Genomic DNA, 24,910 nt, shown 5'->3' on the forward strand with positions numbered 1-24,910 from the left:
AACATGAGAGAGGAACAAAAACAATCGTCGCTGAAGCGTCTGTTTCGCAAACGCTGGGTATTTCCGGCCATCTACTTATCATCTGCCGCATTGATCGTCGCTGGCGCCCTTTGGTTCCAGGCAAGCAAAGAGGAGAATATAGGTAAAGACAACGTGGCGAAAAACGGCACCGCCCAACAAGAAAATCCGGCTGTTCCGGTCAATGAAACGGTCGAAACGATTGCGATGCCGGTGCTTGATCCAAATGCGGTGCAAGTGAAAACGCCGTTCTACGATGACAAAGCATCGGAAGCAGAACAGGAAGCAGCCCTTGTCTTTTATGATCATACGTACCATCCGAACCAAGGCATCGACTTAGTTCGCCAAGACGGCAAAACGTTTGATGTCACCGCTTCCTTAAGCGGCACGGTGACGAAAGCGGAAAAAGACCCGATTTTAGGCTACGTTGTCGAAATCAACCATGAACAAGGGGTCACGACCGTCTATCAATCGCTCGCTGACGTGAAAGTGGAAGCCGGCGATACGGTGAAACAAGGCGAAGTGATCGGCAAGGCGGGGCAAAGCGAATTCAACAAAGAAGCCGGCATCCACGTCCACTTTGAAATTCGCAAAGACGGCCGGGCGGTGAATCCGATTGATTATGTCAACAAACCGTTGACGGCTTTGACTGACAAAGCGGAAGACAACGCAGGAAGCGACCGCGCCGCCACGAACAAGGAAAAAGAATTGATGCCAAGCGATGAAACAACGCCGGCGGATGAAAATCCAGCGAATGAACAGCCATCGGCTGATGACCATTCGACGACGCCAAGCGACAACAATCAAGACGAAAACAACGACGCTTCATCCTACAAAACGCCAGACGCCTCGATCGGCATGGCAAGAGCGTAATCGACAAAGCGTCTAGCAGAGGAAACGAAAAACGCGACGAAAAGGCCTGTCCGTTTGCCAAGACGAGCGGATGGGTCTTTTTTTCATCGGCATGTTGCGCCATAGGGGGATGAAAAAAACTTTCAACCTTGCAGCCGGAGCGGGTATAATGATAGAAAATGGATGCTAGGCGGGTGACAAGGCAGTGAAATTGGATGACATCGACCGCAAAATTCTGGAACTGTTGATTGAAGATGGCCGAATGTCATACGTCGATATCGGGAAAAAGCTAAATCTCTCGCGCGTCGCCGTCCGTGAACGGGTCAATCAGCTCGTCAAGCACGGTGTCATTGAGAAATTTACGGTCGTCATTAATTCAGAGAAATTTGGCAAGCAAGTTTCTGCGTTTTTTGAGGTCGACTGCGAGCCAGCGTACTTGGTTGAAGTGGCACAAAAACTGGCTGAAAATCCAAACGTGGCGAGCTGCTACCAAATGACCGGCCCGAGCACGCTCCATATGCACGTTCTCGTAGAAGATTTTGCCGCCCTTGAGAAATTCATCAATAACGAGTTGTATGCGTTGGAAGGCATTACGAGAGTGGAAAGCCATATTTTGCTTCGCCGCTTTAAGAGTCGGACGGGGTTGAAGTTGTAGCGGTCATCTATAGCAGAGCGATGAAACACGGTAGAAAGCGTCCCGTAAAGGGGCGCTTTTTTATGTGTATAAATAAAAAATTCATTTTTTTTAGAGAATTATATGGAAAACTGATTCGAATTCCTATATAATCATAAAAAACAAAATAAAAATTAACTTTGTTAAATATGATGTTAATTTTAATTAACAAATGCATATAAAATTCCTTTTTATATAAACAACAGAAAGGAGTGAGTATGATGGCTGGGATGATTGTCAGAAGATTTTTTCAACTCATCCTCCTGTTGGTCGGTATCTCGTTTCTCGTTTTTACGAGCATGTATATCGCCCCGGGGGATCCAGCAACGATCATTGCTGGTCCGACCGCATCACAGTCGGACATCGACGCCATCCGCGAAGATTTAGGGCTTAACGACCCGTTCCTTGTTCAGTATGGTCGTTACATAAGCGGAGTGTTTCATGGCGATCTTGGTTATTCGTATCAAACGAAGCAGCCGGTGTGGGACGCGATCATGACGCGGTTTCCCAACACACTTAAGCTGGCCATTGCCAGCATTATCGTGGCTGTCATCATTGGTGTCGTTGCCGGCATTATTTCTGCCATTCGTCAAAATTCATGGTTTGACGTCTCCAGCACCGTCTTTGCTTTGGCAGGCATTTCGATCCCAAACTTTTGGCTTGGCACTGTGCTCATTTTGATTTTTGCCGTTCACTTGCAGTTGCTGCCTGTCGGTGGGCTCGATCAGCCATTTTACACGGCGGAAGGGTTGAAGCAGCTCGTGCTGCCGGCCATTACGCTCAGGACTGGGTCAGCGGCAATGATTGCGAGAATGAGCCGTTCGTCGATGCTCGAGGTGATACGAGCCGACTTTATTCGGACAGCACGAGCCAAAGGCTTACGAGAGAGGACAGTCATTTGGGTGCATGCCTTGCGCAACGCCATGATCCCAGTCATTACGGTTATTGGGCTAAACTTTGGTTTTTTGCTCGGCGGCACGATCATCACCGAACAGGTTTTTGCCATTAACGGCGTTGGCCGGCTGATGGTGCAAGCCATTGCCGCCCGGGACTTCCCGATGGTGCAAGGCTCCGTCTTGCTTGTTGCTACGCTGTTTGTCTTAGTCAACCTGATTGTTGACATTATTTATACGTTTATTGATCCGCGTATTAGTTACGATTAAAAGAACGATAGAAAGGGGACAATCGATGCAAACCGACGCTGCAGTGAACACAGGCCATGCCACAGCCAGCCTTGGACGCAAGAAAGAAAAAATGTACATCACCACGATCAAGCGGTTGCTGAAAAACAAGTTAGCAGTCGCAGGGCTTGTTATCATCGCGATTCAAGTACTCATGGCTATCTTCGCCCCGTGGCTCGCTACTCATGATCCGGTTAAGCAAAATTTGTCAGCGGCTGAGTTGCCGGTTTTTTCCGATGGGCATTGGCTTGGAACCGATAATTATGGGCGGGATATTTGGAGCCGCATCGTGTATGGCGCCCGCATTTCCCTCGTTGTCGGCATCGTTTCCGTCAGTTTGGGGCTGATCGGTGGGGTGGCGCTCGGGTTGTTGGCGGGGTATTACAAAAAACTCGACGGACTGATCATGCGGATTGTCGATTTGCTGTTTGCGTTTCCGGGCATTTTGCTGGCGATGCTGATCATTGCCATTTTAGGCACAGGTTTAGTCAATGTAGCGATCGCCATTAGCATTTGGTCGATTCCGACGTGCGCCCGCATCGTCCGCGGCAGCGTCTTGTCGGTGAAAAACCGTGAGTACATTTTAGCAATGAAAGCGCTCGGGGCCAGCAACACCCGCATCATCATTAAGCATATTTTGCCAAACTGTCTGGCACCGATTATCGTCTTTGCGACGATGCGTATGGCGACAGCGATTTTATCTGCTGCCTCGCTCAGCTATTTGGGGCTCGGCGCTCAGCCGCCGACGCCGGAGTGGGGGGCGATGATCGCCGCTGGACAGGCGTTTATGTGGACGTCGCCGCACATGACAATCGTTCCAGGTATCGCGATTATGCTCGTCGTCTTCGCCTTTAATGTCGTTGGTGACGGGTTGCGCGACGCGCTGGATCCAAACATGGATGTCCATTAATCAAATATATATAAACAAGTTTTGGGGGGAAGAACAGTGAGGAAGAAGTATTGGTCTTACATCGTACTTATTCTCATGCTTGCCATTTCCGGAGCATTGGCTGGATGCGCAGGCAAATCCGCTTCTAACAATGCCTCGTCCGGCTCGCAAGGGAAAGGAAACGTCACCCAAGAGCTGACATATGCGACAACGTCCGATGTCGTTGGCCTTTCGCCCATTTTAACGAACGATTCCGTCTCGTCAGCAGTTATCGAGCAAGTGTATGAAACATTGTTTGTCCGCGATCCAGAGACAATGGAAATCAAACCGCATCTGGCAGAATCGTATGAAACTCCCGATGACAAGACATGGATTATTAAATTGAAAAAAGGGATTAAGTTCCATGACGGCACTGATTTTAACGCCCAAGCAGTCAAATATACGTTTGATAAATTGCGAGATCCGAAAACGGCGGCGCCGCGGGCATCGCTGCTTGAGCCGGTTGAATCGGTCGAAGTGAAAGACGACTATACCGTTGTGATCAAAACGAAATATCCGTATGGTCCGATGCTCGCTGCCCTGTCGCATACGAATGCTTCCATCGTCAGTCCGACCGCTGATCAAAAACAGGATCTAATGAAGCAACCAGTTGGCACCGGCCCGTTTAAGTTCGTTGAATGGGTGCCGGGGGATCATGTGACGCTGGAGAAAAACGATAACTATTGGCAAGGGGCGCCGAAATTAGAGAAAGTAACGTTTAAAGTCGTTCCGGAAGTAACGACCGCCATTTCGATGCTGCAAACCGGCGATGTGCAGTTTATCGACAATATTCCGGCTGAACAGTTGTCTCGCGTCGAATCGATGAAAAACGTTCAGTTCATCAAAAAAGAAGGCACACCAGTCTACTATTTAGGGTTTAATATGAAAAAGAAACCGATGAACGAACTCGCCTTCCGCCAAGCCGTTTCGTATGCGATCAACAAAGATGAATACATCCAACAGTTAAAAGGTCTCGGCGTGAAATCAAACAGCGTCATCGGCCCGAAAGTGTTCGGCTATGACGAGTCGTCGGAAAACGTCGCTTACACCTATAATCCAGAAAAAGCGAAACAACTCATTGAAGAGCATGGATATAAAGGAACGAAGGTAAAAATTTTAGTCGCCAATACAGCAAGCTACATGAAGATGGCAGAAATTGTCCAAGCCCAATTGAAGGAAGTCGGAATTAATGCTGAAATTGAGTCAATGGAGTGGGGAACATTCTTAGATTCAGCGAGACAAGGGAAATATGATATCACATTCTTAAGCTGGGCGAACCTCACTGCTGACGGCAGCGAACTGTTTTACCCGAACTTCCATTCAAAGAATGCAGGGGCAACGAACCGTATATTCTACAACAATCCAACCTTCGATAAGCTAGTCGAAGAATCACGTATGACCATTGACCCGGAAGTGCGGAAACAAAAATTGAAAGAAGCGAACGAATTTTTGTTGAAAGACGCTGCTGTTGTCGTGATGAACCATGGTGTTGTCACGGCGGCCGTTGATCAATCGGTGAAAGGGTTGGAGATCGATCCGACAGGACAATGGTCGCTCTATCACGTTCATAGAGAGTAGGGGAGAGCATGGCTGAAACACTGCTGCGTGTCGAGAACCTTGTCACGACCTTCAGCACGGCGGAGGGAAAAGTCTCCGCCGTGCGGGGGGTTTCTTTTTCCGTTCGCAAAGGGGAGACGCTTTGCATCGTCGGCGAATCAGGCTGTGGAAAAAGCATCACCTCTCTTTCAATTATGCGGTTGCTCCCCAATAACGGGAAGATTGAGAGTGGATCGATCGAGTTTGCTGGTCGCGACTTGACGAAACTATCGGGAGAAGAAATGCGCCGCATTCGTGGAAATGAAATTTCGATGATTTTCCAAGAACCAATGACGGCGCTTAACCCAGTTTTTACAATTGGTTACCAAATTCGAGAACCGCTCATGCTCCATCAAAAACTATCGAAAAGGCAGGCGCACGAGCGGGGCATTGAGTTGTTGAAGCAAGTCGGCATTCCGTTTCCAGAAAAGCGGATGAAACAATACCCGCATGAGTTAAGCGGTGGGATGAGGCAGCGCGTCATGATCGCCATGGCGCTCGCTTGCCGCCCAAGTCTGCTTATCGCTGACGAGCCGACGACTGCACTGGACGTGACCATTCAGGCGCAAATTTTGGATTTGATCAATGAGTTGAAACAGAAATTGAATATGGCCATCATTTTGATCACTCATGATATGGGAGTGGTCGCGGAAATGGCCGATCGAGTGATGGTCATGTACGCTGGTGAGAAAGTGGAAGAAGGCGATGTCGAAAGCATTTTCGCCAACCCGCGTCATCCGTATACAAGAGGGTTGTTGAAATCGGTACCCAGCGTGGAGGACGAGGGGTATTCTCTCGAACCGATTCCAGGGACATTGCCAAGCCTGCATGAACAAATTCATGGCTGCCGGTTTCACCCGCGTTGCCCGTTTGCGACCGATCGATGTCGGACGGCATCGCCGCCAGAGAAAACGATCAGCGCCAGCCATTCTGTTCGTTGCTGGCTAGAGGAGGGATCTTACAGCCATGAGTCAGTCCAGGCAGCCACTTCTTAAGTTGGACAACGTCAAAAAATATTATCCGATTAGAGGGGGACTGCTGCGGCGTATTCAAGGCTATGTCAAAGCGGTCGAAAGCGTCTCGTTCGATGTGTTTGTCGGAGAAAGCATCGGCATTGTCGGTGAATCGGGATGCGGAAAGTCGACGCTCGGTCGGACGATTCTCGGCCTTGAAGAAGCGACGGGAGGCGCCATCTTCTTTCGAGGGGAAGAGATTAGCCGCTTGCCGGAACGGCAGCGAAAAAAGTGGAAAAAAGAGATGCAGATGGTATTTCAAGATCCGTACGCGTCGCTCAACCCTCGTCAACGCATCGGACACGCCTTGGAGGAAGCGTTTATCATCCATATCAACATGACAAAAGCGGAACGTGAGGAGCGGGTGTTGCAATTGCTTCAAGAAGTCGGGCTTCGTCCCGAGCATTATGATCGTTACCCGCATGAATTTAGCGGTGGACAGCGGCAGCGGATCGGCATCGCTCGGGCGATTGCCTTGAATCCATCGCTCGTCATTTGCGATGAGGCCGTCTCCGCGCTAGATGTATCTGTCCAAGCGCAAATCATTAAACTGTTAAAAGACATCCAAGAAAAACATGAACTGACGTATTTGTTTATTTCCCATGATTTGGGGGTCGTGCGCCATTTTTGCAACCGGGTGCTTGTGATGTATTTAGGCCATGCAATGGAGTTGGCTCCGTCGAGGGAACTATATGCCCATCCGCTCCACCCATATACGAAAGCGTTATTATCCGCTATTCCGCGGCCGAAGCCGGGCGCGAAGCGGGAGCGCATTCGTCTCGAAGGAGATTTGCCGAATCCGGCCAATCCGCCGAAAGGCTGCCCGTTCCATACGCGCTGCCCGGTGGCGACCGAACGATGCAAACAAGAGCGGCCGGAGTGGAAAGAAACATCTCCAGGCCATTTTGTCGCTTGCCATGAAGTGAAGTAAGGAGGAACTGCCATGGACTACTTATACCACCCCTATTCATCGCAGCGGATGACGGTGTTCGCCAAAAACGGCGTTGTGGCGACATCGCAGCCGCTCGCGGCGCAAGCGGGGCTTGAGGTGTTGAAAAAAGGCGGCAATGCCATCGATGCGGCGATCGCTGCGGCTGCTTGCTTAACGGTTGTCGAACCGACCTCGAACGGCATCGGCGGCGATGCGTTCGCCCTTGTGTGGACGAACGGGAAACTGTATGGACTGAATGCGAGCGGCTATGCGCCGAAAGCGATCTCGATTGAAGCGCTGAAAGAGCGGGGCTATACGGAGATGCCAAAATACGGCTTCGCTCCGGTGACGGTGCCGGGGGCGCCGGCGGCGTGGGCGGCGCTGTCAAAGCGCTTCGGCCGCCTCCCGCTTGTGGAGGCGCTTGCGCCGGCGATCGCCTATGCGGAAAACGGCTACCCGGTGTCGCCGGTGCTCGGAAAGTACTGGGCCGCGGCGTTTCGTACATACAAGGAAGCGCTCCGCGGGCCGGAGTTCGCTTCGTGGTTTGCGACGTTTGCGCCGGGCGGCCGCGCGCCGAAGATCGGGGAAGTATGGGCGTCGCCTGATCATGCGGCGACGCTGCGCTCCATCGCCGAAACGGAGGCGGAAAGCTTTTACCGCGGCGAGCTGGCGGAACACATCGCCGCCTTCTCGAAGCAGTACGGCGGCTTTTTGACGCTCGAGGATCTCGCTGAGTATGAACCGGAATGGGTCGAGCCGATTTCTGTCTCTTACCGCGGGTATGAGGTATGGGAAATTCCGCCGAACGGCCAAGGGCTTGTCGCGTTGATGGCGCTCAACATCATGAACGGCTTTGACGTGCCAAGCATGCCCGATGTCGAGACGCATCACCGGCAAATCGAGGCGATGAAGCTGGCCTTTGCCGATGGGAAGGCGTACATCGCCGACCGCCGCTATATGGACTACAATCCAGACGAGCTGTTATCGGAATCATTTGCCGCCATGCGCCGGGCGCAAATCGGCAAGGAGGCGCTCACACCGGAGCCGGGAACGCCGCCAAAAGGAGGAACGGTCTATTTGGCCGCCGCAGACGGTGAAGGGAATATGGTGTCCTATATTCAAAGCAACTACATGGGCTTCGGCTCCGGCCTCGTCGTTCCGGGCACGGGCATCGCCTTGCACAACCGCGGCCACAATTTTGCTTTCGATGCGGGCCATCCGAATGGGCTGGCACCAAGGAAAAAGCCGTACCATACGATCATCCCCGGCTTTTTGACGAAAGGCGGCACACCGATCGGCCCGTTTGGCGTCATGGGCGGATTCATGCAGCCGCAAGGGCATCTGCAAGTCGTTATGAACACGGTTGATTTTGACTTAAACCCGCAAGCGGCGCTCGATGCGCCACGTTGGCAGTGGATGGAAGGAAAAACGGTGCTCGTCGAGCCGCACTTCCCGCGCCATATCGCCGAAGCGCTCGCTCGCAAAGGGCACGACATCCGCGTGGCGCTTGACGGCGGCCCGTTCGGGCGCGGGCAAATCATTTGGCGCGATCCTGACACCGGCGTGCTCGCCGCCGGGACGGAGCCGCGCACAGATGGAGCGGTCGCCGCTTGGTGAAACTCACAATAAAGGAATGACAACAATGAATCAATGGCATTTGTTTCTCGCCTTTTTTCGCGTCGGCATGCTCGGGTACGGGGGCGGCCCGTCTTCGATTCCGCTCGTGCGCGCCGAAGTGGTGACAAAATACCGCTGGATGACGGACGAAGAATTCGCCGAGATTTTGGCCATCGCTAACGCCTTGCCCGGCCCGATCGCCACGAAGCTTGCCGGCTATATCGGCTACCGCGTCGGTGGCGCCCTCGGCTTGGTGAACGCCGTGCTGGCGACGACGGCTCCGACGGTCGTGTTAATGATCGTGCTGTTGGCCGCCTTATCTTCGTTCAAAGACACACCATGGGTCGCTGGGATGACGAAAGCGGTCGTGCCAGTCGTGGCTGTGATGCTTGCCGAGATGACATGGCAGTTCGCCAAGCAGGCGCGCACTGCCCTCGGCGTCTGGCCGGCGACCTTGCTTCTTGCCGCTTGTTTTGTCGCCTTGCAGTGGCTCGGGCTTCATCCGGCGCTTGTGATCGCCGTGTTGCTTGCTGCGGCGTTTGTCGGCCGAAGCAAGCCGAAGGCGGTGGATAGAGACAAAGGCGGAGAAAGGAGGGTGTCGTCATGATCTATTGGCATTTGTTTCTCGCCTTTTTTTGGCCAGGCATTCTCGGCTACGGCGGAGGTCCGTCATCCATCCCGCTCATTGAGCATGAAGTCGTTGACCGTTACAAGTGGATGACAGTCAACGAGTTCAGCGAAGTGCTGGCGCTTGGCAACTCGCTTCCCGGCCCCATTGCGACGAAAATGGCCGGTTATATCGGATATGAACAAGCCGGTGTTCTTGGTGCTGTCATCGGGGTGTTTGCCAGCGTCGCTCCGTCGCTCGTTTTGTTGTTGGCGCTGTTAGGGTTTTTGTACAAATGGAAGGACGCGCCGCAAGTCAAGCGGCTCACCGCCTACATCCGCCCAGCGATCGCTGTCATGCTTGGAATCATGGCCATCGACTTTTTCCGCGAGTCATACGAAGGGGCCGGGTTCGGCCAAACGGTGTTTCTTGCTGCCGCCAGCACTTTTTTGCTGTTTGGCAAATGGCGCATTCACCCTGCCTACGTCATCGCCTTGTCGCTTATGTACGGAGCCGTCTTCTTGTCGTAATATTCCGGCGCGCCATGCCATAGGGGTGTCCCAAACGCAACGGGGCGCCCTTTTTGCTCGACGCATATACGCCTGAAACACCTTCATATGCATTTTCCGCGAAGATCGTTTGCCTCCGCCCCTCTGTTTGCGATAACGCAGGCAAGAAAGCGCAACCAAGACAGCGAATTCGATCGGAAACAGCACCGGACGGTGGACGCGCCTGCCGCCGTGAAAACGAACAGCGCCTTCACTCGACCGTAAATGTCACCTTCGCCCGGGCGTTCGGCCAGTTTTTATCGGCGAGCCACCACTCAAGTGTATACGTTCCAGGTTTTAGGCCGCGGAACGTTTCCTGAAAGGACAGTTCTTCCCCTTGTTTTAACGTCCGCTCTTCGTAAATTTGCGCAAACATTTTTCCCTCGCTGAACTGCTTCACCTTTTTGCCATCGCGGTACAAAATGTAGTCGTATTTTTTTCCGCTCGTGAATGTTACGGTTTGCACGCGTTCGGTTTGGTTTTTCACTGTGAAGGTAAACACATAGACGCCGTTTTTCTTCTTATATGTCAATGACGGCTCCAACGTCCCGGCGATGATTCCCTTCCTGCCGGCCTGTTCCGTTTTGCCGGCTGGGGCGGGGCCAAGCAAGTCATCTTTTGCCTGCGGGCGCTCACCGCCGTTCGTATACATAAACAGCGCGCTGGCCGCCGCCGCCCCGACCAATGCCGCCGCAATGCCGAACGCTTTTCTTTTGCCCATATCGGACTCCTCCTTCTGCCTCTTTTTATTAATAGTCGTTTCCCATTTCCCTCTCGTTACAACCGGCAAAAAATTGTGAAAAAACCGTTGTCCGCCTTGATATTTCTGGTATATATGCCCGATTTGTCTAATAAAATGTTACAAATTGAACAGCAATGAGAGTGGTTGAGGTGGGGATCGTTCACAACCGGCAAGCGACGCGGCGAAGACGCTTCCGAGACATCCAGCGAAAGCGGCGCTCATCAGCGGCAAGACGAGTCTCATTTCACACTTCTCACTTCTCACATCCAACTTAGGGAGGGCGAGTGGTGTGCACGATTACATCAAAGAGCGTACGATCAAGATTGGCAAGTATATCGTGGAGACGAGGAAAACCGTTCGCGTCATCGCGAAAGAATTTGGCGTATCCAAAAGCACCGTCCATAAAGATTTGACCGAGCGGCTGCCGGAAATCAACCCGGAACTGGCCCAGGAAGTCAAACAAATTCTCGATTACCATAAATCGATCCGCCATTTGCGCGGCGGGGAAGCAACGAAGAAAAAGTATAAAAAGCAAACAGTGAAAAACAACTGACTTTTTTCCTTGCCATCTGCCGTTTGCAGTATCATTCCGGCGATCAAATATGGTAAAATAATCAATTAGGAATGATTTTAGGGCAGAGGCAAGGAGGAGCAAGTCATATGTTTTCACGAGACATCGGCATCGACCTAGGCACGGCGAACGTCCTCATTTTCGTCAAAGGCAAAGGCATCGTGCTCAATGAGCCGTCCGTCGTGGCGATCGATAAACACACGAACAAAGTGCTGGCAGTGGGCGAAGAAGCACGACGAATGGTCGGACGTACTCCTGGGAATATTGTTGCCATTCGGCCGCTCAAAGACGGCGTCATTGCGGATTTTGACATTACCGAAGCGATGCTCAAGCATTTCTTAAGCAAGCTCGACCTCAAAGGCTTTTTCGCCAAACCGCGCATTTTGATTTGTTGCCCGACGAACACGACATCCGTTGAACGAAAAGCGATCAAAGAGGCAGCAGAAAAAAGCGGCGGCAAAAAAGTGTACTTGGAGGAAGAGCCGAAAGTCGCTGCCATTGGCGCCGGAATGGACATTTTTCAGCCGTGCGGAAACATGGTCGTCGATATTGGCGGTGGCACGACCGACGTCGCGGTTCTCTCGATGGGGGACATTGTCACCGCCTCTTCCATTAAAATGGCTGGGGACAAGTTCGACATGGAAATTTTAAACTACATCAAGCGTGAATATAAGCTGCTCATCGGGGAACGAACGGCCGAGGAGATCAAGATTAAGGTTGCAACGGTATTCCCAGGCGCACGGACCGAAGAAATCGACGTCCGCGGCCGCGATCTTGTCACCGGGCTGCCGCGCACGATCACCGTTCGATCGGAGGAGATCGAACGGGCGCTTCGCGAGCCGGTGTCGTTGATTGTACAATCCGCCAAAAGCGTGCTCGAACGCACGCCGCCGGAATTGTCGGCCGATATTATCGACCGCGGCGTCATTTTAACGGGCGGCGGCGCCTTGCTTCATGGCATCGATTTGTTGCTGTCAGAAGAGCTGAAGCTTCCGGTGTTCGTCGCGGAGAATCCGATGGACTGCGTCGCTCTTGGCACCGGGATTATGCTGGAAAACATCGATCGGGCGCCGAAATCGCAATTAATTTAAAAGTATGGTAAGCCCTTTGGCCAAGAGATGGTTCATCTCGATCAACCTTATAGAGTCAACTTTTTTGCGTCATTCATACGCCGATCGCTTGGCAGAATGTTTTCCTCATGGCGTGGTCAAAATGGATACAACCGCCAATGGGACAAGCGAGGCGGGCGCAAAAAAGGAATGGCGGGGGATGCCGCGGCTGCCCTTGACCGCTTATAATGACTTCTAGAGCGGCAGGGCAGCGCGCCGCCCGCTTGACCATAGGGAACACCCCATTCGCCGCTGCCCGAAGAGCGGCCGCGGCTTTTTCTAACCAATCGGACAGGCGAGGTGCTGGTCATGTTGAGAGGGTTGTACACCGCCGCGAGCGGCATGTTGGCGCAAGAGCGGCGCGTGGATTGGCTGACGAACAATTTGGCGAACGCCGAAACACCGGGATACAAAGCTGATGCGGCCGCGATGAGAGCGTTTCCGGAATTGCTGATGAGCCGCCTCGAGGATCAACCGATCCCGACCGCCTCAAAGCGCGCCATCCCGACGCAAACCGTCATTGGGCCGCTCAATACGGGTGTGTATATGCAAGAGCTCATCCCGAACTTCCGCCAAGGGGATGTGAAAGAAACCGGCTTGGCGACCGATATCGCCCTTGTGGACGGACAAGTCCCCGTCGACCGGACGAGCGGTCAGCGAGGCGCGCTGTTTTTTGCCGTCGCCAACGGTCAAGGGGAGGTCCGCTACACAAGAAATGGTCATTTCACCTTGAGCCCGGACGGCTACTTAACGACGCAAGAGGGCTGGTATGTGCTTGATGCCAATGGTGAGCGCATTCCGCTCTCAAGCGAGCGGTTTGCCGTCCACGACGACGGAACGATCATCGATGAGAATGGGACGACCACCCGTCTTGGCGTCGTGTTCGCCGCCAATCCGCAAACGTTGGTCAAGGAAGGAAATGGATTATTCCGCAACACGACAGGACCATTGCCGCAGGCGCCGGGCAATGTGACGTATACGGTGAAACAGCGCTTTCTTGAGCGGTCGAACGTCGATGTCGAACGGACGATGACCGACTTGCTCGCTGCCTACCGCACGTTTGAGGCGAACCAAAAAATCGTCCAAGCGTACGACCGCAGCTTAGACAAGGCCGTCAACGAAGTCGGCCGCCTGAAATGATGACAAAAGGGGGACAAGCCCGTGCTTCGTTCGATGCTCACCGCCGCCAACACGATGAATGCCTTGCAACAGCGGCTCGATACGATCAGCCATAACATCGCCAACAGCAACACCGTCGGCTTTAAACGGCGCGAAGCGAGCTTTGCCGAGCTCTTGACCCAACAAATCGACCGCTTGCCGAACGACAAAGCGCCCCGGCAAACGCCAGAAGGGGTGCGCTATGGCAACGGAGCGCGTCTCGCTTCGACGATGCTCATCTCCTTGCAAGGGGCGCTTGTGGAGACTGGCCGCCGCTTGGATTTTGCCTTGACGGCCGAAAACCAATGGTTCCGCGTCCGTCTGGCCGACCCAAACGGCGCGGCAACGATCGGCTACACCCGCGCCGGCAACTTTTCGCTTGCGCCCATGAACGGCGAGCTTGCTTTAACGACAAGCGACGGCTTGTTTGTGTTGAATGAAGCCAATGCGCCGATTATGCTTCCCGCCGATGCGCATGACGTGCAGATGTCCCCGACGGGGACGTTGACGGCAACCAATGCCGACGGCCGCGTCGTCGCCCGCGTCAACTTGGGCGTCACTATGATCCGCCGTCCGCAGCTTCTCGAAGGGCGCGGCGGCAACGTCTATGCGCTTCCTAATGCCCCAGGCGCAGCGGAAGAGCTCAACGGCAATTTGCGCGGCCAAATCAGCATCAGGCAAGGCGCGCTCGAACAAGCGAACGTCGACCTTGGCGAGGAACTGGTCGGCCTGATGGCGACAAGCCGCGCCTATCAGCTCAACGCCCGCGCCATTTCTCTCTCGGAACAAATGCTTGGGCTGATTAACAACATGCGCTCCTCCTAAGGAGAGATCACGATGAGCGAAGAAACGCAACAGCCGTCATCCCGCATCGAGCGGCGAAAGCAGGGGAAGCGCTCCTTCCCCCCGAGCGGCAGGATCATGGCCCAAACCAAACCGCCGCAAGAAGAGAGTGAAGAGCCGCGGACGGATCGTGCACCGGATGAAGAGGAACGAGGAACCAAGCCGCGGCGCTTTGCGCGCACCCGGCTCATCCCGATTTGGCTGCGGCTCATCATCATTGCCGTTTTGATGGCTGCCAGCCTCGCGATAGGCGCGGTTGTCGGCTACAGCGCCATCGGCGACGGAAGATGGCTCGATGTATTCCGCCCGTCGACGTGGCAGCACATCCTCGACTTTGTCGAAAAAGGGACATAACGGAGCCGCTTGCCGCAAAGTGCGGTTTGATGGCGGCATATTCTCCACCACAATGGAAAGGGGCTCTTCGTATGCTGGATATCCAACAAATTCAGGCGATCATTCCGCATCGCTACCCGTTTTTGCTCGTGGACCGCATTCTTGAGATCGAAGAAGGGAAGCGGGCTGTCGGCATCAAAAACGTGAGCGCCAACGAATCGTTTTTCGCCGGCCACTTCCCCGAATATCCGGTCATGCCCGGCGTGTTGATCGTCGAAGCGCTCGCCCAAGTCGGCGCCGTCGTCCTCTTGCAAAGCGAGGAAAACCGCGGCCGCCTCGCCTTTTTCGCCGGCATCGACAACTGCCGTTTTAAAAAGCAGGTGAAACCAGGCGATCAGCTTCGGCTGGAAGTGGAAATTCTCCGCGCTCGCGGCGCCATCGGCAAAGGCAAAGGCATCGCCACTGTCGACGGCGAGCTCGTTTGCGAAACAGAGCTCATGTTTGCTTTAGGGGAGAAATCTTCCAGTTAAACGAAACGCGTTCCCTCTGGGGCGCGTTTTCTTTTTCGGTTCTTCACCAGAAGTTGTGCTTGATTTTTTCAGAACGGGCTCTACTTACGCTTGTGAGAAAAAGTCAGTAAATCAATGGCTTTGGAACATCCTTGTTCAGGAAACCATATCGCTTGTCAAGTGCAGGCTGCAGTGATGAACCTCTTTTCTTCCCAGCCGCCATTTGCGTTCCTTTTGCGGGCGGTGCCCCAAGATGGAAAACGATTGACGCTTCCGTCCACCATGCATGAAACGCACGGTTCTGGGCAAGATAAGCAAGGACCGGTCTTACATAAGGTCACCACAACCAATAGAAAGGAGCAGATAGGATGAAGAAAAAAGCGTTGCTGATCCGGCTGTTCAGCGCCCTTGTCGCCCTCTTTTTGGCGGCTGGATGCAATATGAACCGCGACAACAACCCACCGCCGCCAAACAACCAAAACGATGTCAACGACCAAGACATGAATCCGGCCGATGACATCAACCAAAACGATAACGTCGACAACGACAAAGACAACGACGGCATCCCGGACACACGCGATACCGATTTGAACGACAACCAAAACAATCAACTCCCGCCGGGAGACGACACGAACAACGGACCGGGCGACGATGAGCGGGACAGAGTGCCGGACCGCGAAGACCCGATTGAAGATCCGCGGGATGCGAATGACAAGGACAATAAAGACGAGTAGAGCAAAACAAGGATGCCCAAAAAGGGATGATGTAAAAAAGCCTCCCTTTTTGGAGCATCCCTGTTTCGTTTATTTATTTCACTGCTGTTGCCTTCAGCTCAAGATGTTCTTTTAACTCATTCGAAACGGCCAACCGTTCGCTTTCCGGCACGATTAAGTAATAGATGCCATGAATTTTTGTCCCTTGGCCGGTAATGTGCAGTTGCTTAATGTGTTTGCGAGCATCTTTGTAGTTCGCCTGAATCTCTTTCATTTCCTCAAACGTTAAGTTTGTTTTGATGTTCTTCCCGATCGCCGCGAGTACATCGCTGTAGTTCGTGAGCGACGAGAAACTTGCCCCTTTTTCAATAATGGCTTGAATGATTTGTTTCTGGCGGTCTTGGCGCCCGAAATCGCCGCGTGGGTCCTCTTTCCGCATGCGCGAATATTTCAGCGCTTCGTCTCCGTTTAGCGTAATTTCCCCTTTCGGAAAGTACGTGCCTTCATATGTAAAGGCAAACGGGTTGTTCACCGTCACTCCGCCGACCGCATTGACGATATCGCGGAAGCTTTCCATGTTGACTTTAATGTAATAGTCGATCGGGATATCCAAGAAATGCTCGACCGTCGCCATCGTCATCTCGACTCCGCCAAAGGCGTACGAGTGGTTGATTTTGTCCTTGATGCCTTTCCCGACGATCTCCGTCCTTGTATCGCGCGGGACGCTGACCATCTCAATCGATTGTTTGTTTGGATTGACCGTCATGACGATGAGTGTATCCGCACGTCCCTTATCTCCTTTCCGCTCATCGACGCCAATCAACAAGATCGAAATTGGCGTCCTTCGTTCGAATGATACATCCTCTTGCCGTTTTTCCGATTTCCAGTTGATGTCCTCGTGCATTTGGTTCGCCGTCTGTTTCACATGATGGTAAATCGAATAAGCGAATATTCCTGCTCCTATGAGCAACACTATGCATATTCCCAGCAACCATCGAAGCCATTTTTTCTTTTTTCGGCGCTTTGTCCTCATCGACACTCTTCCTTTATAGAATTTTCAATTGTATCAACTCGATTATAGAATGTTTGTTATAAGAAAACAACCGGAAGCAGTGAGCGGCTTCTATCCAATCTCCCCAGCTGTAGGTTTTATCCCTAAATGGGAAGTATCCTTCAAAGTTTAGTGGGGTCATGGAGAGCGGATAAACATTTATAGAGGGTTCATTGAAAAGGATGATTAGGGGTACATGCAGAGGTCATCAGTAGGAAAGATGGCTCCGTAGAAGGGCGGTTGTTTCATCCTCTCAAGCCGAGAAGGTCTCCGCTTCTCAACATGAGTGGAAGGGAGACGGGAATCGGCGTCCTCATCATCGATGTTCTCCCTGCGCCGCCTGCAGGCGGGATTGTTTGGAAAGAGATGATCCATTCCCCGCCTGCCGCAGGGCGGGGGCTTCGAAAGAAAAATCTCCCACCTCTCCGCGGTTGCGCAGGCGGGAGAAGGATCAAAGGTATTTAATCATGGCCGTTTCATCGCAACAGTCGAGCTTCGGGCAATTGACACAGTCAATCCATACTTTTTCAGGCAACGTTGCTTTTTCCGCGATTTCAAACCCACATTTTTTAAAAAACTCGATTTGGTATGTGAAGGAGATTAATCGTTTTACTCCGAGTCGGACTGCCTCGTTCGTAATATGGTCAACGAGCATGCGGCCGATTCCTTTTCCCATATGATCAGGGGATACGACTAACGAACGGACCTCCCCGAGATCGTGCCCCAAGATATGTAATCCTCCTACTCCAACGATTTGCTTGTTCTCCTTTGCCACATACATGCATTGCAAGTGCTGATAGATCGATAATAACGAGCGGGGCAACACCAATCCCTTTTCCGCAAAGTGTTGAATTAACGCATGGATTTCTTTTACATCGCTCGTGACGGCATGGTCAATGTGCATTGGGCTCCCTCACTATCGTATGATCATAGATTCTTTTTTATAAATATACGATATTTTGTGTTTATATGCAATTGTTAATTTTTCGGCCGAGACGTCCTGGTTTGTGCCCGATGTCTTACGAGCGAGCCCTAAGAGGAATTGCCGTGTTTTGCTGTGGCTCGAGCGGGTATGAAGTTTCCTTATCTCTTTTTCATTGCCGATCCTCTTTTTGGATATCTTCCAATCCTTTTTTGTGGCACTGTTCACTTCTTTTTCATTTTTCTTAGGCATTATCCCGCTTAGATCATTCGATGAAAGTTTGTGGTAAAAGCAAAAGAAGAATCCCCCACCTTTTTCGTTTCGTGCAGGTGGAGGATGGTTCATGTGTTTCACGGTGGATCAACGAGAGCGGTTATTTTCCTACCACTTGTTTCGCTTTCGCGGGATCGACATAAACGTTTTCGACGGAAGGGAATTGGGACAGTTTATAGGCTAAAATCTTTCTCACGGATTTGTTGATTCGTTCTTCTGACAGTTTTCCGTTTTGGACGGCGTCCCATATGCCGTCGATCACTTCTTTTTGGTGGTCAAACGTGTGGCAGACAAGCAATAAGTCAGCGCCAGCCGCTATGGCGCGATAACCGAGTTCCCGATAGGTGAAATACTTGCTTACCGCTCCCATCTCCAAATCGTCTGTCACGACAATGCCTTCATAGCCTAATTTCTCCCGCAGCAATTGTTGAATAATCGCAGAGGAAAGGCTGGCTGGATGTTCTTTGTCGTATACCGGGTATTTAATATGTGTGACCATTACAAAGAAACGGTCATGGTTGATGTTTTTGATGATTTGTCGAAATGGAAGAATGTCTTTGTTTTCAAGATCCTCCATCCCGGCTTCAATGGAAGAGGTGTCATGGTGCGGATCAACTTGGCTGCGCCCGTTTCCCGGAAAGTGTTTCAAAACAGCCGTCACACCCGCATCAGTCAGTCCTGCCACCACTTGTTGCCCCAACCGTCCTGCCAACACAGGGTCTTCCCCAAACGAACGGCTGTCAGTCGCAGAGAGATCAAGCACTGGCGCGAAGTTGATTTGAATGCCCATCGCGGCCAGTTCGGTTCCCGTTCGGTGGGCGATTTGATACACTTTGGCATCGTCTTTGCTTTGGCCAAGCTGCTGTTGGGAAGGGATTGGGGAAACGTATTGCCGCATTCGGACAATCTTTCCGCCTTCCTGGTCAACGCTAAAGACGAGCGGGATTTTGAATCGGTTTTCCAAGGCCACTCGCTGCAAATCATTCGTCAAGGTGGCGACTTGTTCCGGTGTTTTCATATTGCGATCGTATAAAATGGCCCCGCCCACATGATAGTGGCGAATCATTCGTTTCACGTTTTCATCAGGCTCGGTCGATGGAAATCCGACCATGACCAGTTGGCCAATTTTCTCTCGAAGGCTCATTGTCTTCATGATACGATCAATTTTTTCGTTTTGATCAGACGACGGCTCAAAAAAGGTGATGCTTGTTTGGTGGGATGAGCCGTTTTCGTTTGGTTGCGTCTGTTGGCCGTCTGGTTCTGCCGGTTCGTTTGCTTGCGGCTGTTGACTGTTCCCGTTGTTTCGTTTTTCAGAGTTGCTGCTCGGGGAAACCGTCTTTGAGTCATATAGTTCTCGGTTGACTAAAGCATAAGCAGACAAGCATAGAGCGACAGAAAGTAGAGAAAATAAGAGAATGGATGTCGGTGAGATTTGCCTTTTTGCCCTTCTTCGAGAACTTCTGGAATGCTTCATTGTTTTTCACCCAGTCCAATTTTTACTATTCGCTTCGCCAAGCACTCAACGTCCATTTTCCTTCAAGACATGCTAGTATATCCGCCTCATCTTCGTTGCCAGTGAAGGATGTTGGTTCAATATATGAGATATTTCTAATAGTAATAACGTCGATTGTATTCCATTCGTTTCTATATACATGCTCATTAAAATTGAAAAGTTAACCTTCGCCTAAGTAGTACCTGCCCGGTGATACTGTTCCTAAGGAAAGCGATCGGAATCAGACATGAAACAGCTCAAAATCATCCATGACCGCGGGTGGCCGTCTCAGACATTTCACAAGCAGGGACGGGAGATGAAAAATGTCCATCTTCGCCAGTGTGTGGTGGTGACTCGTCTTGTCATGGAAAGTTATGATGGTGAGAGAGTTCTTGCGGAAGGAGGGACCGTGTTTTCGCTTTATCGTTTTCCGACAGAAGACTCCTACTTCAATTTTGTGCAGGGCGTAGCCCAAAAATAAGTGGGAGATGAATGTCGGTTGGCGATAGCCAAAACACCTGTTTGTATGGTATCATATTCCTGTACATGTTCTTTGAAAACTGGATATATGGGGTTGTGACAGGAAAGGCTCTGTCATGTAAAATATCCAAGCATCAATTCGTCTACCACGCACACCGAAGTTGCGAAAACCAAGCGAAAGTAGGGTGCGTGGCAAGAGTCCAATGTACAAGTTTGCAATACTTGCAGGAGGCTTACGCCATTGGTACTGCTAACCGTCGGTGCGACGGGGATAGCCTGCTAAATAACTGAGGGATACCTTGGTGTTCGCAGGAATCTCCATCTTCAAATTTCGTCAGAAATTAAGGTGGAGTAGTTCAATTTTCTTCCCCTGTATTCACCGCAATTAAATTTGATTTAACGCTTGTGGGGGAAGATACCATCATGGCCGATGTGTTTCCCAACGATTGAAATGATATCGTCTAAGCCATTACCCAGTTTGTGAACGATATCCATGAACGCCTGGGAGAAGTGCCGAAACGCCTGGGGTGGTACAGCGAGAAGTTCACTTTTCAAGGTGCGTCTATATCATACTGCGGTTCTTTCGCCCAACCATCCAGTGCAATCAGGTGTGGGCGGCGAGTGAGATTTGTGGAGGCGATGGCGCAAAACGGTGCGGGGGTGGAAGGTGGTGCTGCCAGTTGGAAGGTTATCGATGGGGGAAGTTGGTTGTTACGAATATGCCTTGGAGCAAACAGCGCGGAAAGATGATGAGGTAAGGCTTAATGAAACAAGAAGAACAGATGCAATGGCTGCTATATACATGCAACATGAAGAGTTAACCTCTCCGTTATCCTGCACACCCTAAGCGCTGCATCATTTCCTCCAAAGATCCTGTAGGCTCAACCTGCAAGCTGAGCCATGGGAGAGGAAGCTCGTTGCAGGAGAAGCCAAATGTTAATTTTTCAATGAGCATGTATATAGAAAGTAGACACGTCGAGATCGAATGTTTAAAGAAATTGTGAAAAGTCTCAGTTATACAAAAGAGAAATTGTTAGCGATCATCATCAACCCTAGAAATTACAACGAAGAGACGATTGAAAAAGCATGGGATCATTTGAAAATGATCGACGAAGGGCTGTTGGCGAGAAAAGACGCGATCCTTTCATTGAAGATCCACCATTTGCTCATCGAGATCAAGAAGGAACTGAAAAAGATGAAGAAGCTACAGGGGGGACGGGAGCGGGCGCTATCCCGAGATCAAGGGGATGGGGAATGAGGATGTGGCTTCGGTTAGAAGACCGGTGAAAAACAGCACTCTCTTCACCCCATTGTTCTTCACCGGAGTAAAGAGCTGAGTCCGTGGAGCTTCTCGAATGGAGGAAAACGTTGTTGAGGCACATTTTTCGTTAAATCAACGGCTTTCCAGAGAATTTCAGTGAGAAAACAGGCGGCCTCCTACCCCTGTTGCATAAGGGATGGAGGCTATAAAGCGGATGGGAGTTGCGTATGACCTTTCCTTTATCCTCTTTCTAAACTCGTAGTCAGGTGTCTATCAGTTTGAATTTACTGTTTTTGGATTGCTAGTGGGGACAGTAGATATTTCTTTTTTGGGTATTGCTTTTCCTAAAAGTAGAGTGGAAACTCCTGCCAAGGCAAGTGACAGGGCTAAGAAATAAAAGCCGGCATGGTAGTTTCCTGTTAAGTCTTTAAGTACGCCAAAAAATTTTGGTCCGTTGTAGCCGCCAAGGTTGCCTATGGCATTCTGCAAGCCCATGGCTGCACCAGCTACTTCAGCAGGGATGATGGCCGTTGGGATTGCCCAAAGTGGCCCATATGGTGCATACACACCGATCGCTGTGATTGATAAGAGAATCATTTTTAATACAGGTGTTTCTACAAACTGCCCAATGACCATGGTACAAGCTGCTATAAATAGAGGAATGACGACGTGTTGGATACGGTTCATACGACGGTCTGACCAAGAGGAGTTAACTATCATTCCGATGAGAGCACATGTAAACGGAATGGCCGTCAACCACCCCATGACAGAAGGATCATTGGTAAATTCGCTCACCACACTGGGGACCCACATTGTATAACCGTAAAATCCAGTCATCCATAAGAAATACATCATGACGAGACCCCAAACGGATTTGTTTTTAAATGCTGCTGCATATCCTTCCGATTTTGAAGATTGGCTTTGTTCGGCAGTTAGCAATTGCAGCAACTGATGCTTTTCCTTTTCACCCATCCATTCAGCTTCGACCGGCTTATCTTTAATCATGGCATACCATACAAACGCCCAAGCAATAGGCGGGATGCCTTCCAGAATGAGCACTGTTTTCCAGCTGAGATGATGCAACAACATACCTGTTATGGGCGCCATGAGGATGGCCGAAACGGGAAGACAAGCCATCCAAAATGCGTTAGCTCTTGCTCGTTCTTGAAGAGTGAACCAGTTGGCAAGTAAGACAAGAACAGCCGGCCAAACCCCTCCCTCGGCAACGCCTAGCAAGAATCTCACTAATTTTAACTGTCCTTCTGTCTGGACAAAACCAGAGGCCATAGCTGCCAATCCCCAAAGGATCATTAGAATAAAGATAAACTTTTTGGCTGACCACTTGGTGGCTAAGACTCCGCCAGGGATTTGCAACAATAAATAGCCAATAAAGAAGATGCCGGCGATGTCTCCAGCAGCTGAAGCCGAAATGTTCAAATCCTTTTGGATGTAGGGCATTAAAACTCCTATATTAATGCGGTCCATGTAAGCAAGCATGTACATAACAAAAGCGACAGGAATGATTCGCAACCATTTTGATTTCATAGCAGTTCCCCCAGTTCTATAAAGCGATAGGTTTTCAAGTAATCGTTTCCAAATTTATATATGGAAGCATCGAACAGAATCACTGTCCGACGGCTTCGAGGTCTTTGAGAAATTTATACGGTTTGCAAAGAATGGAACTTTCCAGCATACTTTGCGGCCACTTTGATGCACTCTTCCATGCTGACACTGCTTGCTATTCCTTTTCCAGCGATGTCGAAGGCGGTTCCATGGTCAACCGATGTACGCAAAAATGGTAGCCCATTTGTAATTGAAATGGTTCTTTCAAAATCCGCCATCTTTGCGGCGATATGCCCTTGATCATGGTAAAGGGACAATACAGCGTCGTAACGGCCATTTAAAGCATGATGAAACACCGAATCAGCAGGAACAGGGCCAACTGCATGAATTCCTTTTTCTTGTGCCATTTGGATGCCTGGAAGAATCTCGTCAATTTCTTCTCTTCCAAACAGCCCGTTTTCTCCACCATGTGGGTTTAATGCGGCAACAGCGATTTTACGACTTTCCACCCCAAGACGCCGCAGGGCTTGGTCGCAACGAATTAAATAGTCACAAACTCTTTCTTTCGTCATTGCGGCGATGGCATCTTTTAAGGACAAATGTCTTGTTAAGAAGAAAATACGCATATTTCTTACCTCAAACATTGTCAACGGATCGTTGGTATTGGTCAAAGCAGCTAAGATTTCCGTATGTCCGATAAATGGAATATTGGCGGCCTTCAATGACTCTTTATTGATCGGCGTTGTTGCCAAGGCCGATACTTTTCTGTCTAATGCCAAATGAACAGCTGTTTCAATATACTCATAGGCTGCCTTGCCGCATTGTGCTTGGACTTTTCCCATTTCAAGAGTGTCTATGTTTACGTTGTTTAACGAAATGACATCGATCGTGCCGTGTTCGTATTTACCCTCCGAAGGGTCTTTGATCTCATTTATGTTCAATGAGATATGAGTGATTCCCATTGCTCTTTTCAACACTTCATTGTGACCAATAACAAGAGGATGACAAACCTCATAGATTTTTTGATTGCTCAGGGCTTTCACGACAATCTCTGGCCCGATTCCTGCCGGATCTCCCATTGGAATTGCAATAATAGGCTTAATGTGCACTGACATGTTTCCCACTCCTTTGGCTGTGAATCTTCATTTGCAAAAAGCGCAGGCTTTTGTAGATGGAACGTTGATCGCCGACCATTCCTCCTTTTGTGACTACAGGGAGTCCATCCAAGTATCCCCCCGAAAAGTATCCGAATGAGGTCAGCGGAAGAACTTCGTCTTCAATTTCAATACCGTTAGCCCTTCCTACGGCGCAAAGAGATGCCGTAACATCCCCACCGCTTGTGAAGCATCCACAAATTGGGTATTTGGAATTTTCAATGATTTTTCGGCCGATGACAGCAAGGCCGTCTGTGATTCGTTTGGCCAGAGCATCTTCGGATACTTGCTCAACAGCAGACAGCGCTTTCAAATCGATTAGACTGTTGGCGGGGTGATGAGTTGTAACGATCAAAATATTTTCCGTTTCGAGTCGCTCTAGGCCAACGGCTGTTGCGCGTTCTACTTCCTCGTTCCAGCTGTTTGAGAAGCTTGCCAGTTTTTCTGGATTGACGTATACGGGGTTAGCATTTGTTTTAGCTAACAGATAATGAAGTTGACGACCGGTCAAGGGAGTCACGCTTCCAATGACCATTAGTATTTTATCTGCATGAAGTTGCTGGTGAAAGTATAATCTTGCATAATATGCTGTTAAAGGGCCAGGATCAACTGGGACGATAATTTTTTCTTTGATTTTCGTCATCGTGTAAATTATCACTTTATTTCCGCACAAAAAAGACTCTTTTTTGCACATTCCTTCGGAATATCCCTCTCCCCCTTTCCGAAAGAATGTGCTAAATTTTTTGTGAATTATTTCGGAATGGGACATGGG

At 50.6% G+C, this 24,910-nt stretch carries 26 protein-coding genes; 19 read left to right on the forward strand and 7 right to left on the reverse strand.

Annotated features, from left to right (window positions below):
* Window positions 1–3: 3 nt before the first annotated feature.
* From spoIIQ to ETC05_RS07595, 10 genes are all read left to right on the forward strand, one after another.
* Entirely contained in the window at window positions 4–891 is an 888-nt protein-coding gene (gene spoIIQ, locus ETC05_RS07550) for a stage II sporulation protein SpoIIQ (protein WP_171660723.1), read from the forward strand.
* Window positions 892–1,075: 184 nt separating this feature from the next.
* The gene (locus ETC05_RS07555) at window positions 1,076–1,525 is read left to right on the forward strand and encodes an Lrp/AsnC family transcriptional regulator (RefSeq protein WP_015376050.1); all 450 of its coding nucleotides are present in this window, start codon (window positions 1,076–1,078) and stop codon (window positions 1,523–1,525) included.
* Window positions 1,526–1,764: 239 nt separating this feature from the next.
* The gene (nikB, locus tag ETC05_RS07560) at window positions 1,765–2,706 is read left to right on the forward strand and encodes a nickel ABC transporter permease (RefSeq protein WP_171660724.1); all 942 of its coding nucleotides are present in this window, start codon (window positions 1,765–1,767) and stop codon (window positions 2,704–2,706) included.
* Window positions 2,707–2,731: 25 nt separating this feature from the next.
* Window positions 2,732–3,634, forward strand: a complete 903-nt coding sequence (locus ETC05_RS07565) for an ABC transporter permease (RefSeq protein WP_171660725.1) — start codon at window positions 2,732–2,734, stop codon at window positions 3,632–3,634.
* Between the two features lie 36 nt (window positions 3,635–3,670).
* Window positions 3,671–5,230 (forward strand): glutathione ABC transporter substrate-binding protein, encoded by a 1,560-nt coding sequence (locus ETC05_RS07570; protein WP_171660726.1) that lies wholly within the window; start codon window positions 3,671–3,673, stop codon window positions 5,228–5,230.
* Between the two features lie 8 nt (window positions 5,231–5,238).
* Window positions 5,239–6,243 (forward strand): ABC transporter ATP-binding protein, encoded by a 1,005-nt coding sequence (locus ETC05_RS07575; RefSeq protein WP_171660727.1) that lies wholly within the window; start codon window positions 5,239–5,241, stop codon window positions 6,241–6,243.
* Complete coding sequence (locus ETC05_RS07580; RefSeq protein ID WP_171660728.1) at window positions 6,215–7,192, forward strand: ABC transporter ATP-binding protein; 978 nt, start codon at window positions 6,215–6,217, stop codon at window positions 7,190–7,192. The genes ETC05_RS07575 and ETC05_RS07580 overlap by 29 nt, the downstream gene beginning before the upstream one ends.
* Before the next feature lie 12 nt (window positions 7,193–7,204).
* Window positions 7,205–8,809, forward strand: coding sequence for a gamma-glutamyltransferase family protein (locus ETC05_RS07585; protein WP_171660729.1), 1,605 nt, complete (start codon window positions 7,205–7,207; stop codon window positions 8,807–8,809).
* 25 nt (window positions 8,810–8,834) lie between these two features.
* Window positions 8,835–9,416, forward strand: coding sequence for a chromate transporter (locus ETC05_RS07590; protein WP_031406704.1), 582 nt, complete (start codon window positions 8,835–8,837; stop codon window positions 9,414–9,416).
* Window positions 9,413–9,946 carry a chromate transporter gene (locus tag ETC05_RS07595; RefSeq protein WP_031406706.1) on the forward strand — a complete coding sequence of 178 codons (534 nt, stop codon included), beginning with the start codon at window positions 9,413–9,415 and terminating at the stop codon, window positions 9,944–9,946. The genes ETC05_RS07590 and ETC05_RS07595 overlap by 4 nt, the downstream gene beginning before the upstream one ends.
* Window positions 9,947–10,175: 229 nt before the next feature.
* Here the strand turns inward: ETC05_RS07595 and ETC05_RS07600 are convergent, their stop codons facing one another.
* Window positions 10,176–10,685, reverse strand: a complete 510-nt coding sequence (locus ETC05_RS07600) for a BsuPI-related putative proteinase inhibitor (protein WP_171660730.1) — start codon at window positions 10,683–10,685, stop codon at window positions 10,176–10,178.
* Between the two features lie 310 nt (window positions 10,686–10,995).
* Between ETC05_RS07600 and spoIIID the strand changes: the two genes are divergently transcribed.
* The 7 genes from spoIIID to ETC05_RS07635 all read left to right on the forward strand — a co-directional run bounded on the left by spoIIID (window position 10,996) and on the right by ETC05_RS07635 (window position 15,963).
* Window positions 10,996–11,259, forward strand: coding sequence for a sporulation transcriptional regulator SpoIIID (spoIIID, locus tag ETC05_RS07605; protein ID WP_011232801.1), 264 nt, complete (start codon window positions 10,996–10,998; stop codon window positions 11,257–11,259).
* Between the two features lie 107 nt (window positions 11,260–11,366).
* Window positions 11,367–12,368 carry a rod shape-determining protein gene (gene mreB, locus ETC05_RS07610; protein ID WP_171660731.1) on the forward strand — a complete coding sequence of 334 codons (1,002 nt, stop codon included), beginning with the start codon at window positions 11,367–11,369 and terminating at the stop codon, window positions 12,366–12,368.
* Window positions 12,369–12,695: 327 nt separating this feature from the next.
* The gene (locus ETC05_RS07615; protein WP_171660732.1) at window positions 12,696–13,526 is read left to right on the forward strand and encodes a flagellar hook-basal body protein; all 831 of its coding nucleotides are present in this window, start codon (window positions 12,696–12,698) and stop codon (window positions 13,524–13,526) included.
* Window positions 13,527–13,547: 21 nt separating this feature from the next.
* Entirely contained in the window at window positions 13,548–14,369 is an 822-nt protein-coding gene (locus ETC05_RS07620) for a flagellar hook-basal body protein (protein WP_171660733.1), read from the forward strand.
* Window positions 14,370–14,381: 12 nt separating this feature from the next.
* Entirely contained in the window at window positions 14,382–14,741 is a 360-nt protein-coding gene (locus tag ETC05_RS07625; RefSeq protein WP_171660734.1) for a DNA-directed RNA polymerase subunit beta, read from the forward strand.
* Window positions 14,742–14,812: 71 nt separating this feature from the next.
* Window positions 14,813–15,250 (forward strand): 3-hydroxyacyl-ACP dehydratase FabZ, encoded by a 438-nt coding sequence (fabZ, locus tag ETC05_RS07630; protein ID WP_031406717.1) that lies wholly within the window; start codon window positions 14,813–14,815, stop codon window positions 15,248–15,250.
* A 347-nt stretch (window positions 15,251–15,597) separates the two neighbouring features.
* Window positions 15,598–15,963, forward strand: a complete 366-nt coding sequence (locus tag ETC05_RS07635) for a hypothetical protein (RefSeq protein ID WP_031406720.1) — start codon at window positions 15,598–15,600, stop codon at window positions 15,961–15,963.
* A 73-nt stretch (window positions 15,964–16,036) separates the two neighbouring features.
* On the opposite strand, the gene tagU is transcribed toward ETC05_RS07635, so the two are convergent.
* From tagU to nagZ, 3 genes are all read right to left on the reverse strand, one after another.
* Window positions 16,037–16,975 (reverse strand): polyisoprenyl-teichoic acid--peptidoglycan teichoic acid transferase TagU, encoded by a 939-nt coding sequence (gene tagU / locus ETC05_RS07640; protein WP_031406722.1) that lies wholly within the window; start codon window positions 16,973–16,975, stop codon window positions 16,037–16,039.
* A gap of 469 nt (window positions 16,976–17,444) precedes the next feature.
* Window positions 17,445–17,897, reverse strand: coding sequence for an N-acetyltransferase (locus ETC05_RS07645; protein ID WP_031406724.1), 453 nt, complete (start codon window positions 17,895–17,897; stop codon window positions 17,445–17,447).
* Window positions 17,898–18,288: 391 nt separating this feature from the next.
* Window positions 18,289–19,341 (reverse strand): beta-N-acetylhexosaminidase, encoded by a 1,053-nt coding sequence (nagZ, locus tag ETC05_RS07650; RefSeq protein WP_237746875.1) that lies wholly within the window; start codon window positions 19,339–19,341, stop codon window positions 18,289–18,291.
* Between the two features lie 655 nt (window positions 19,342–19,996).
* Here nagZ and ETC05_RS07655 point away from each other — a divergent pair.
* Together ETC05_RS07655 and ETC05_RS07660 are read left to right on the forward strand one after the other, a co-directional pair.
* Window positions 19,997–20,161 carry a hypothetical protein gene (locus ETC05_RS07655; RefSeq protein ID WP_171660736.1) on the forward strand — a complete coding sequence of 55 codons (165 nt, stop codon included), beginning with the start codon at window positions 19,997–19,999 and terminating at the stop codon, window positions 20,159–20,161.
* A gap of 984 nt (window positions 20,162–21,145) precedes the next feature.
* On the forward strand, window positions 21,146–21,418 hold the full coding sequence (locus ETC05_RS07660; protein WP_253263968.1) for a hypothetical protein: 273 nt from the start codon (window positions 21,146–21,148) through the stop codon (window positions 21,416–21,418).
* A 276-nt stretch (window positions 21,419–21,694) separates the two neighbouring features.
* Here ETC05_RS07660 and ETC05_RS07665 read toward each other — a convergent pair whose 3' ends face one another.
* The 3 genes from ETC05_RS07665 to ETC05_RS07675 form a co-directional block, all read right to left on the reverse strand.
* Window positions 21,695–22,966, reverse strand: coding sequence for an MFS transporter (locus ETC05_RS07665; RefSeq protein WP_031406734.1), 1,272 nt, complete (start codon window positions 22,964–22,966; stop codon window positions 21,695–21,697).
* Between the two features lie 113 nt (window positions 22,967–23,079).
* Complete coding sequence (pdxA, locus tag ETC05_RS07670) at window positions 23,080–24,099, reverse strand: 4-hydroxythreonine-4-phosphate dehydrogenase PdxA (protein ID WP_031406736.1); 1,020 nt, start codon at window positions 24,097–24,099, stop codon at window positions 23,080–23,082.
* Window positions 24,083–24,910, reverse strand: an 828-nt coding sequence (locus ETC05_RS07675) for a nucleotide-binding domain containing protein (protein ID WP_305792247.1), incomplete at its 5' end; no start/stop codon positions are given. The genes ETC05_RS07675 and pdxA, both read right to left, overlap by 17 nt.

Origin of the sequence: Geobacillus sp. BMUD, from assembly GCF_013096845.1 — a bacterium.
Taxonomy (GTDB): Bacteria; Bacillota; Bacilli; order Bacillales; family Anoxybacillaceae; genus Geobacillus; species Geobacillus vulcani.

Coding starts and splice junctions, on each gene's coding strand:
- spoIIQ (WP_171660723.1), top strand. CDS start 4: ATGAGAGAGGAACAAAAACAATCGTCGCTGAAGCGTCTGTTTCGCAAA.
- nikB (WP_171660724.1), top strand. CDS start 1,765: ATGGCTGGGATGATTGTCAGAAGATTTTTTCAACTCATCCTCCTGTTG.
- ETC05_RS07565 (WP_171660725.1), top strand. CDS start 2,732: ATGCAAACCGACGCTGCAGTGAACACAGGCCATGCCACAGCCAGCCTT.
- ETC05_RS07575 (WP_171660727.1), top strand. CDS start 5,239: ATGGCTGAAACACTGCTGCGTGTCGAGAACCTTGTCACGACCTTCAGC.
- ETC05_RS07580 (WP_171660728.1), top strand. CDS start 6,215: ATGAGTCAGTCCAGGCAGCCACTTCTTAAGTTGGACAACGTCAAAAAA.
- ETC05_RS07585 (WP_171660729.1), top strand. CDS start 7,205: ATGGACTACTTATACCACCCCTATTCATCGCAGCGGATGACGGTGTTC.
- ETC05_RS07590 (WP_031406704.1), top strand. CDS start 8,835: ATGAATCAATGGCATTTGTTTCTCGCCTTTTTTCGCGTCGGCATGCTC.
- ETC05_RS07595 (WP_031406706.1), top strand. CDS start 9,413: ATGATCTATTGGCATTTGTTTCTCGCCTTTTTTTGGCCAGGCATTCTC.
- ETC05_RS07600 (WP_171660730.1), bottom strand. CDS start 10,685: ATGGGCAAAAGAAAAGCGTTCGGCATTGCGGCGGCATTGGTCGGGGCG.
- mreB (WP_171660731.1), top strand. CDS start 11,367: ATGTTTTCACGAGACATCGGCATCGACCTAGGCACGGCGAACGTCCTC.
- ETC05_RS07615 (WP_171660732.1), top strand. CDS start 12,696: ATGTTGAGAGGGTTGTACACCGCCGCGAGCGGCATGTTGGCGCAAGAG.
- ETC05_RS07625 (WP_171660734.1), top strand. CDS start 14,382: ATGAGCGAAGAAACGCAACAGCCGTCATCCCGCATCGAGCGGCGAAAG.
- fabZ (WP_031406717.1), top strand. CDS start 14,813: ATGCTGGATATCCAACAAATTCAGGCGATCATTCCGCATCGCTACCCG.
- ETC05_RS07635 (WP_031406720.1), top strand. CDS start 15,598: ATGAAGAAAAAAGCGTTGCTGATCCGGCTGTTCAGCGCCCTTGTCGCC.
- tagU (WP_031406722.1), bottom strand. CDS start 16,975: ATGAGGACAAAGCGCCGAAAAAAGAAAAAATGGCTTCGATGGTTGCTG.
- ETC05_RS07645 (WP_031406724.1), bottom strand. CDS start 17,897: ATGCACATTGACCATGCCGTCACGAGCGATGTAAAAGAAATCCATGCG.
- nagZ (WP_237746875.1), bottom strand. CDS start 19,341: ATGAAGACAATGAGCCTTCGAGAGAAAATTGGCCAACTGGTCATGGTC.
- ETC05_RS07655 (WP_171660736.1), top strand. CDS start 19,997: ATGAAAAATGTCCATCTTCGCCAGTGTGTGGTGGTGACTCGTCTTGTC.
- ETC05_RS07660 (WP_253263968.1), top strand. CDS start 21,146: ATGTTTAAAGAAATTGTGAAAAGTCTCAGTTATACAAAAGAGAAATTG.
- ETC05_RS07665 (WP_031406734.1), bottom strand. CDS start 22,966: ATGAAATCAAAATGGTTGCGAATCATTCCTGTCGCTTTTGTTATGTAC.
- pdxA (WP_031406736.1), bottom strand. CDS start 24,099: ATGTCAGTGCACATTAAGCCTATTATTGCAATTCCAATGGGAGATCCG.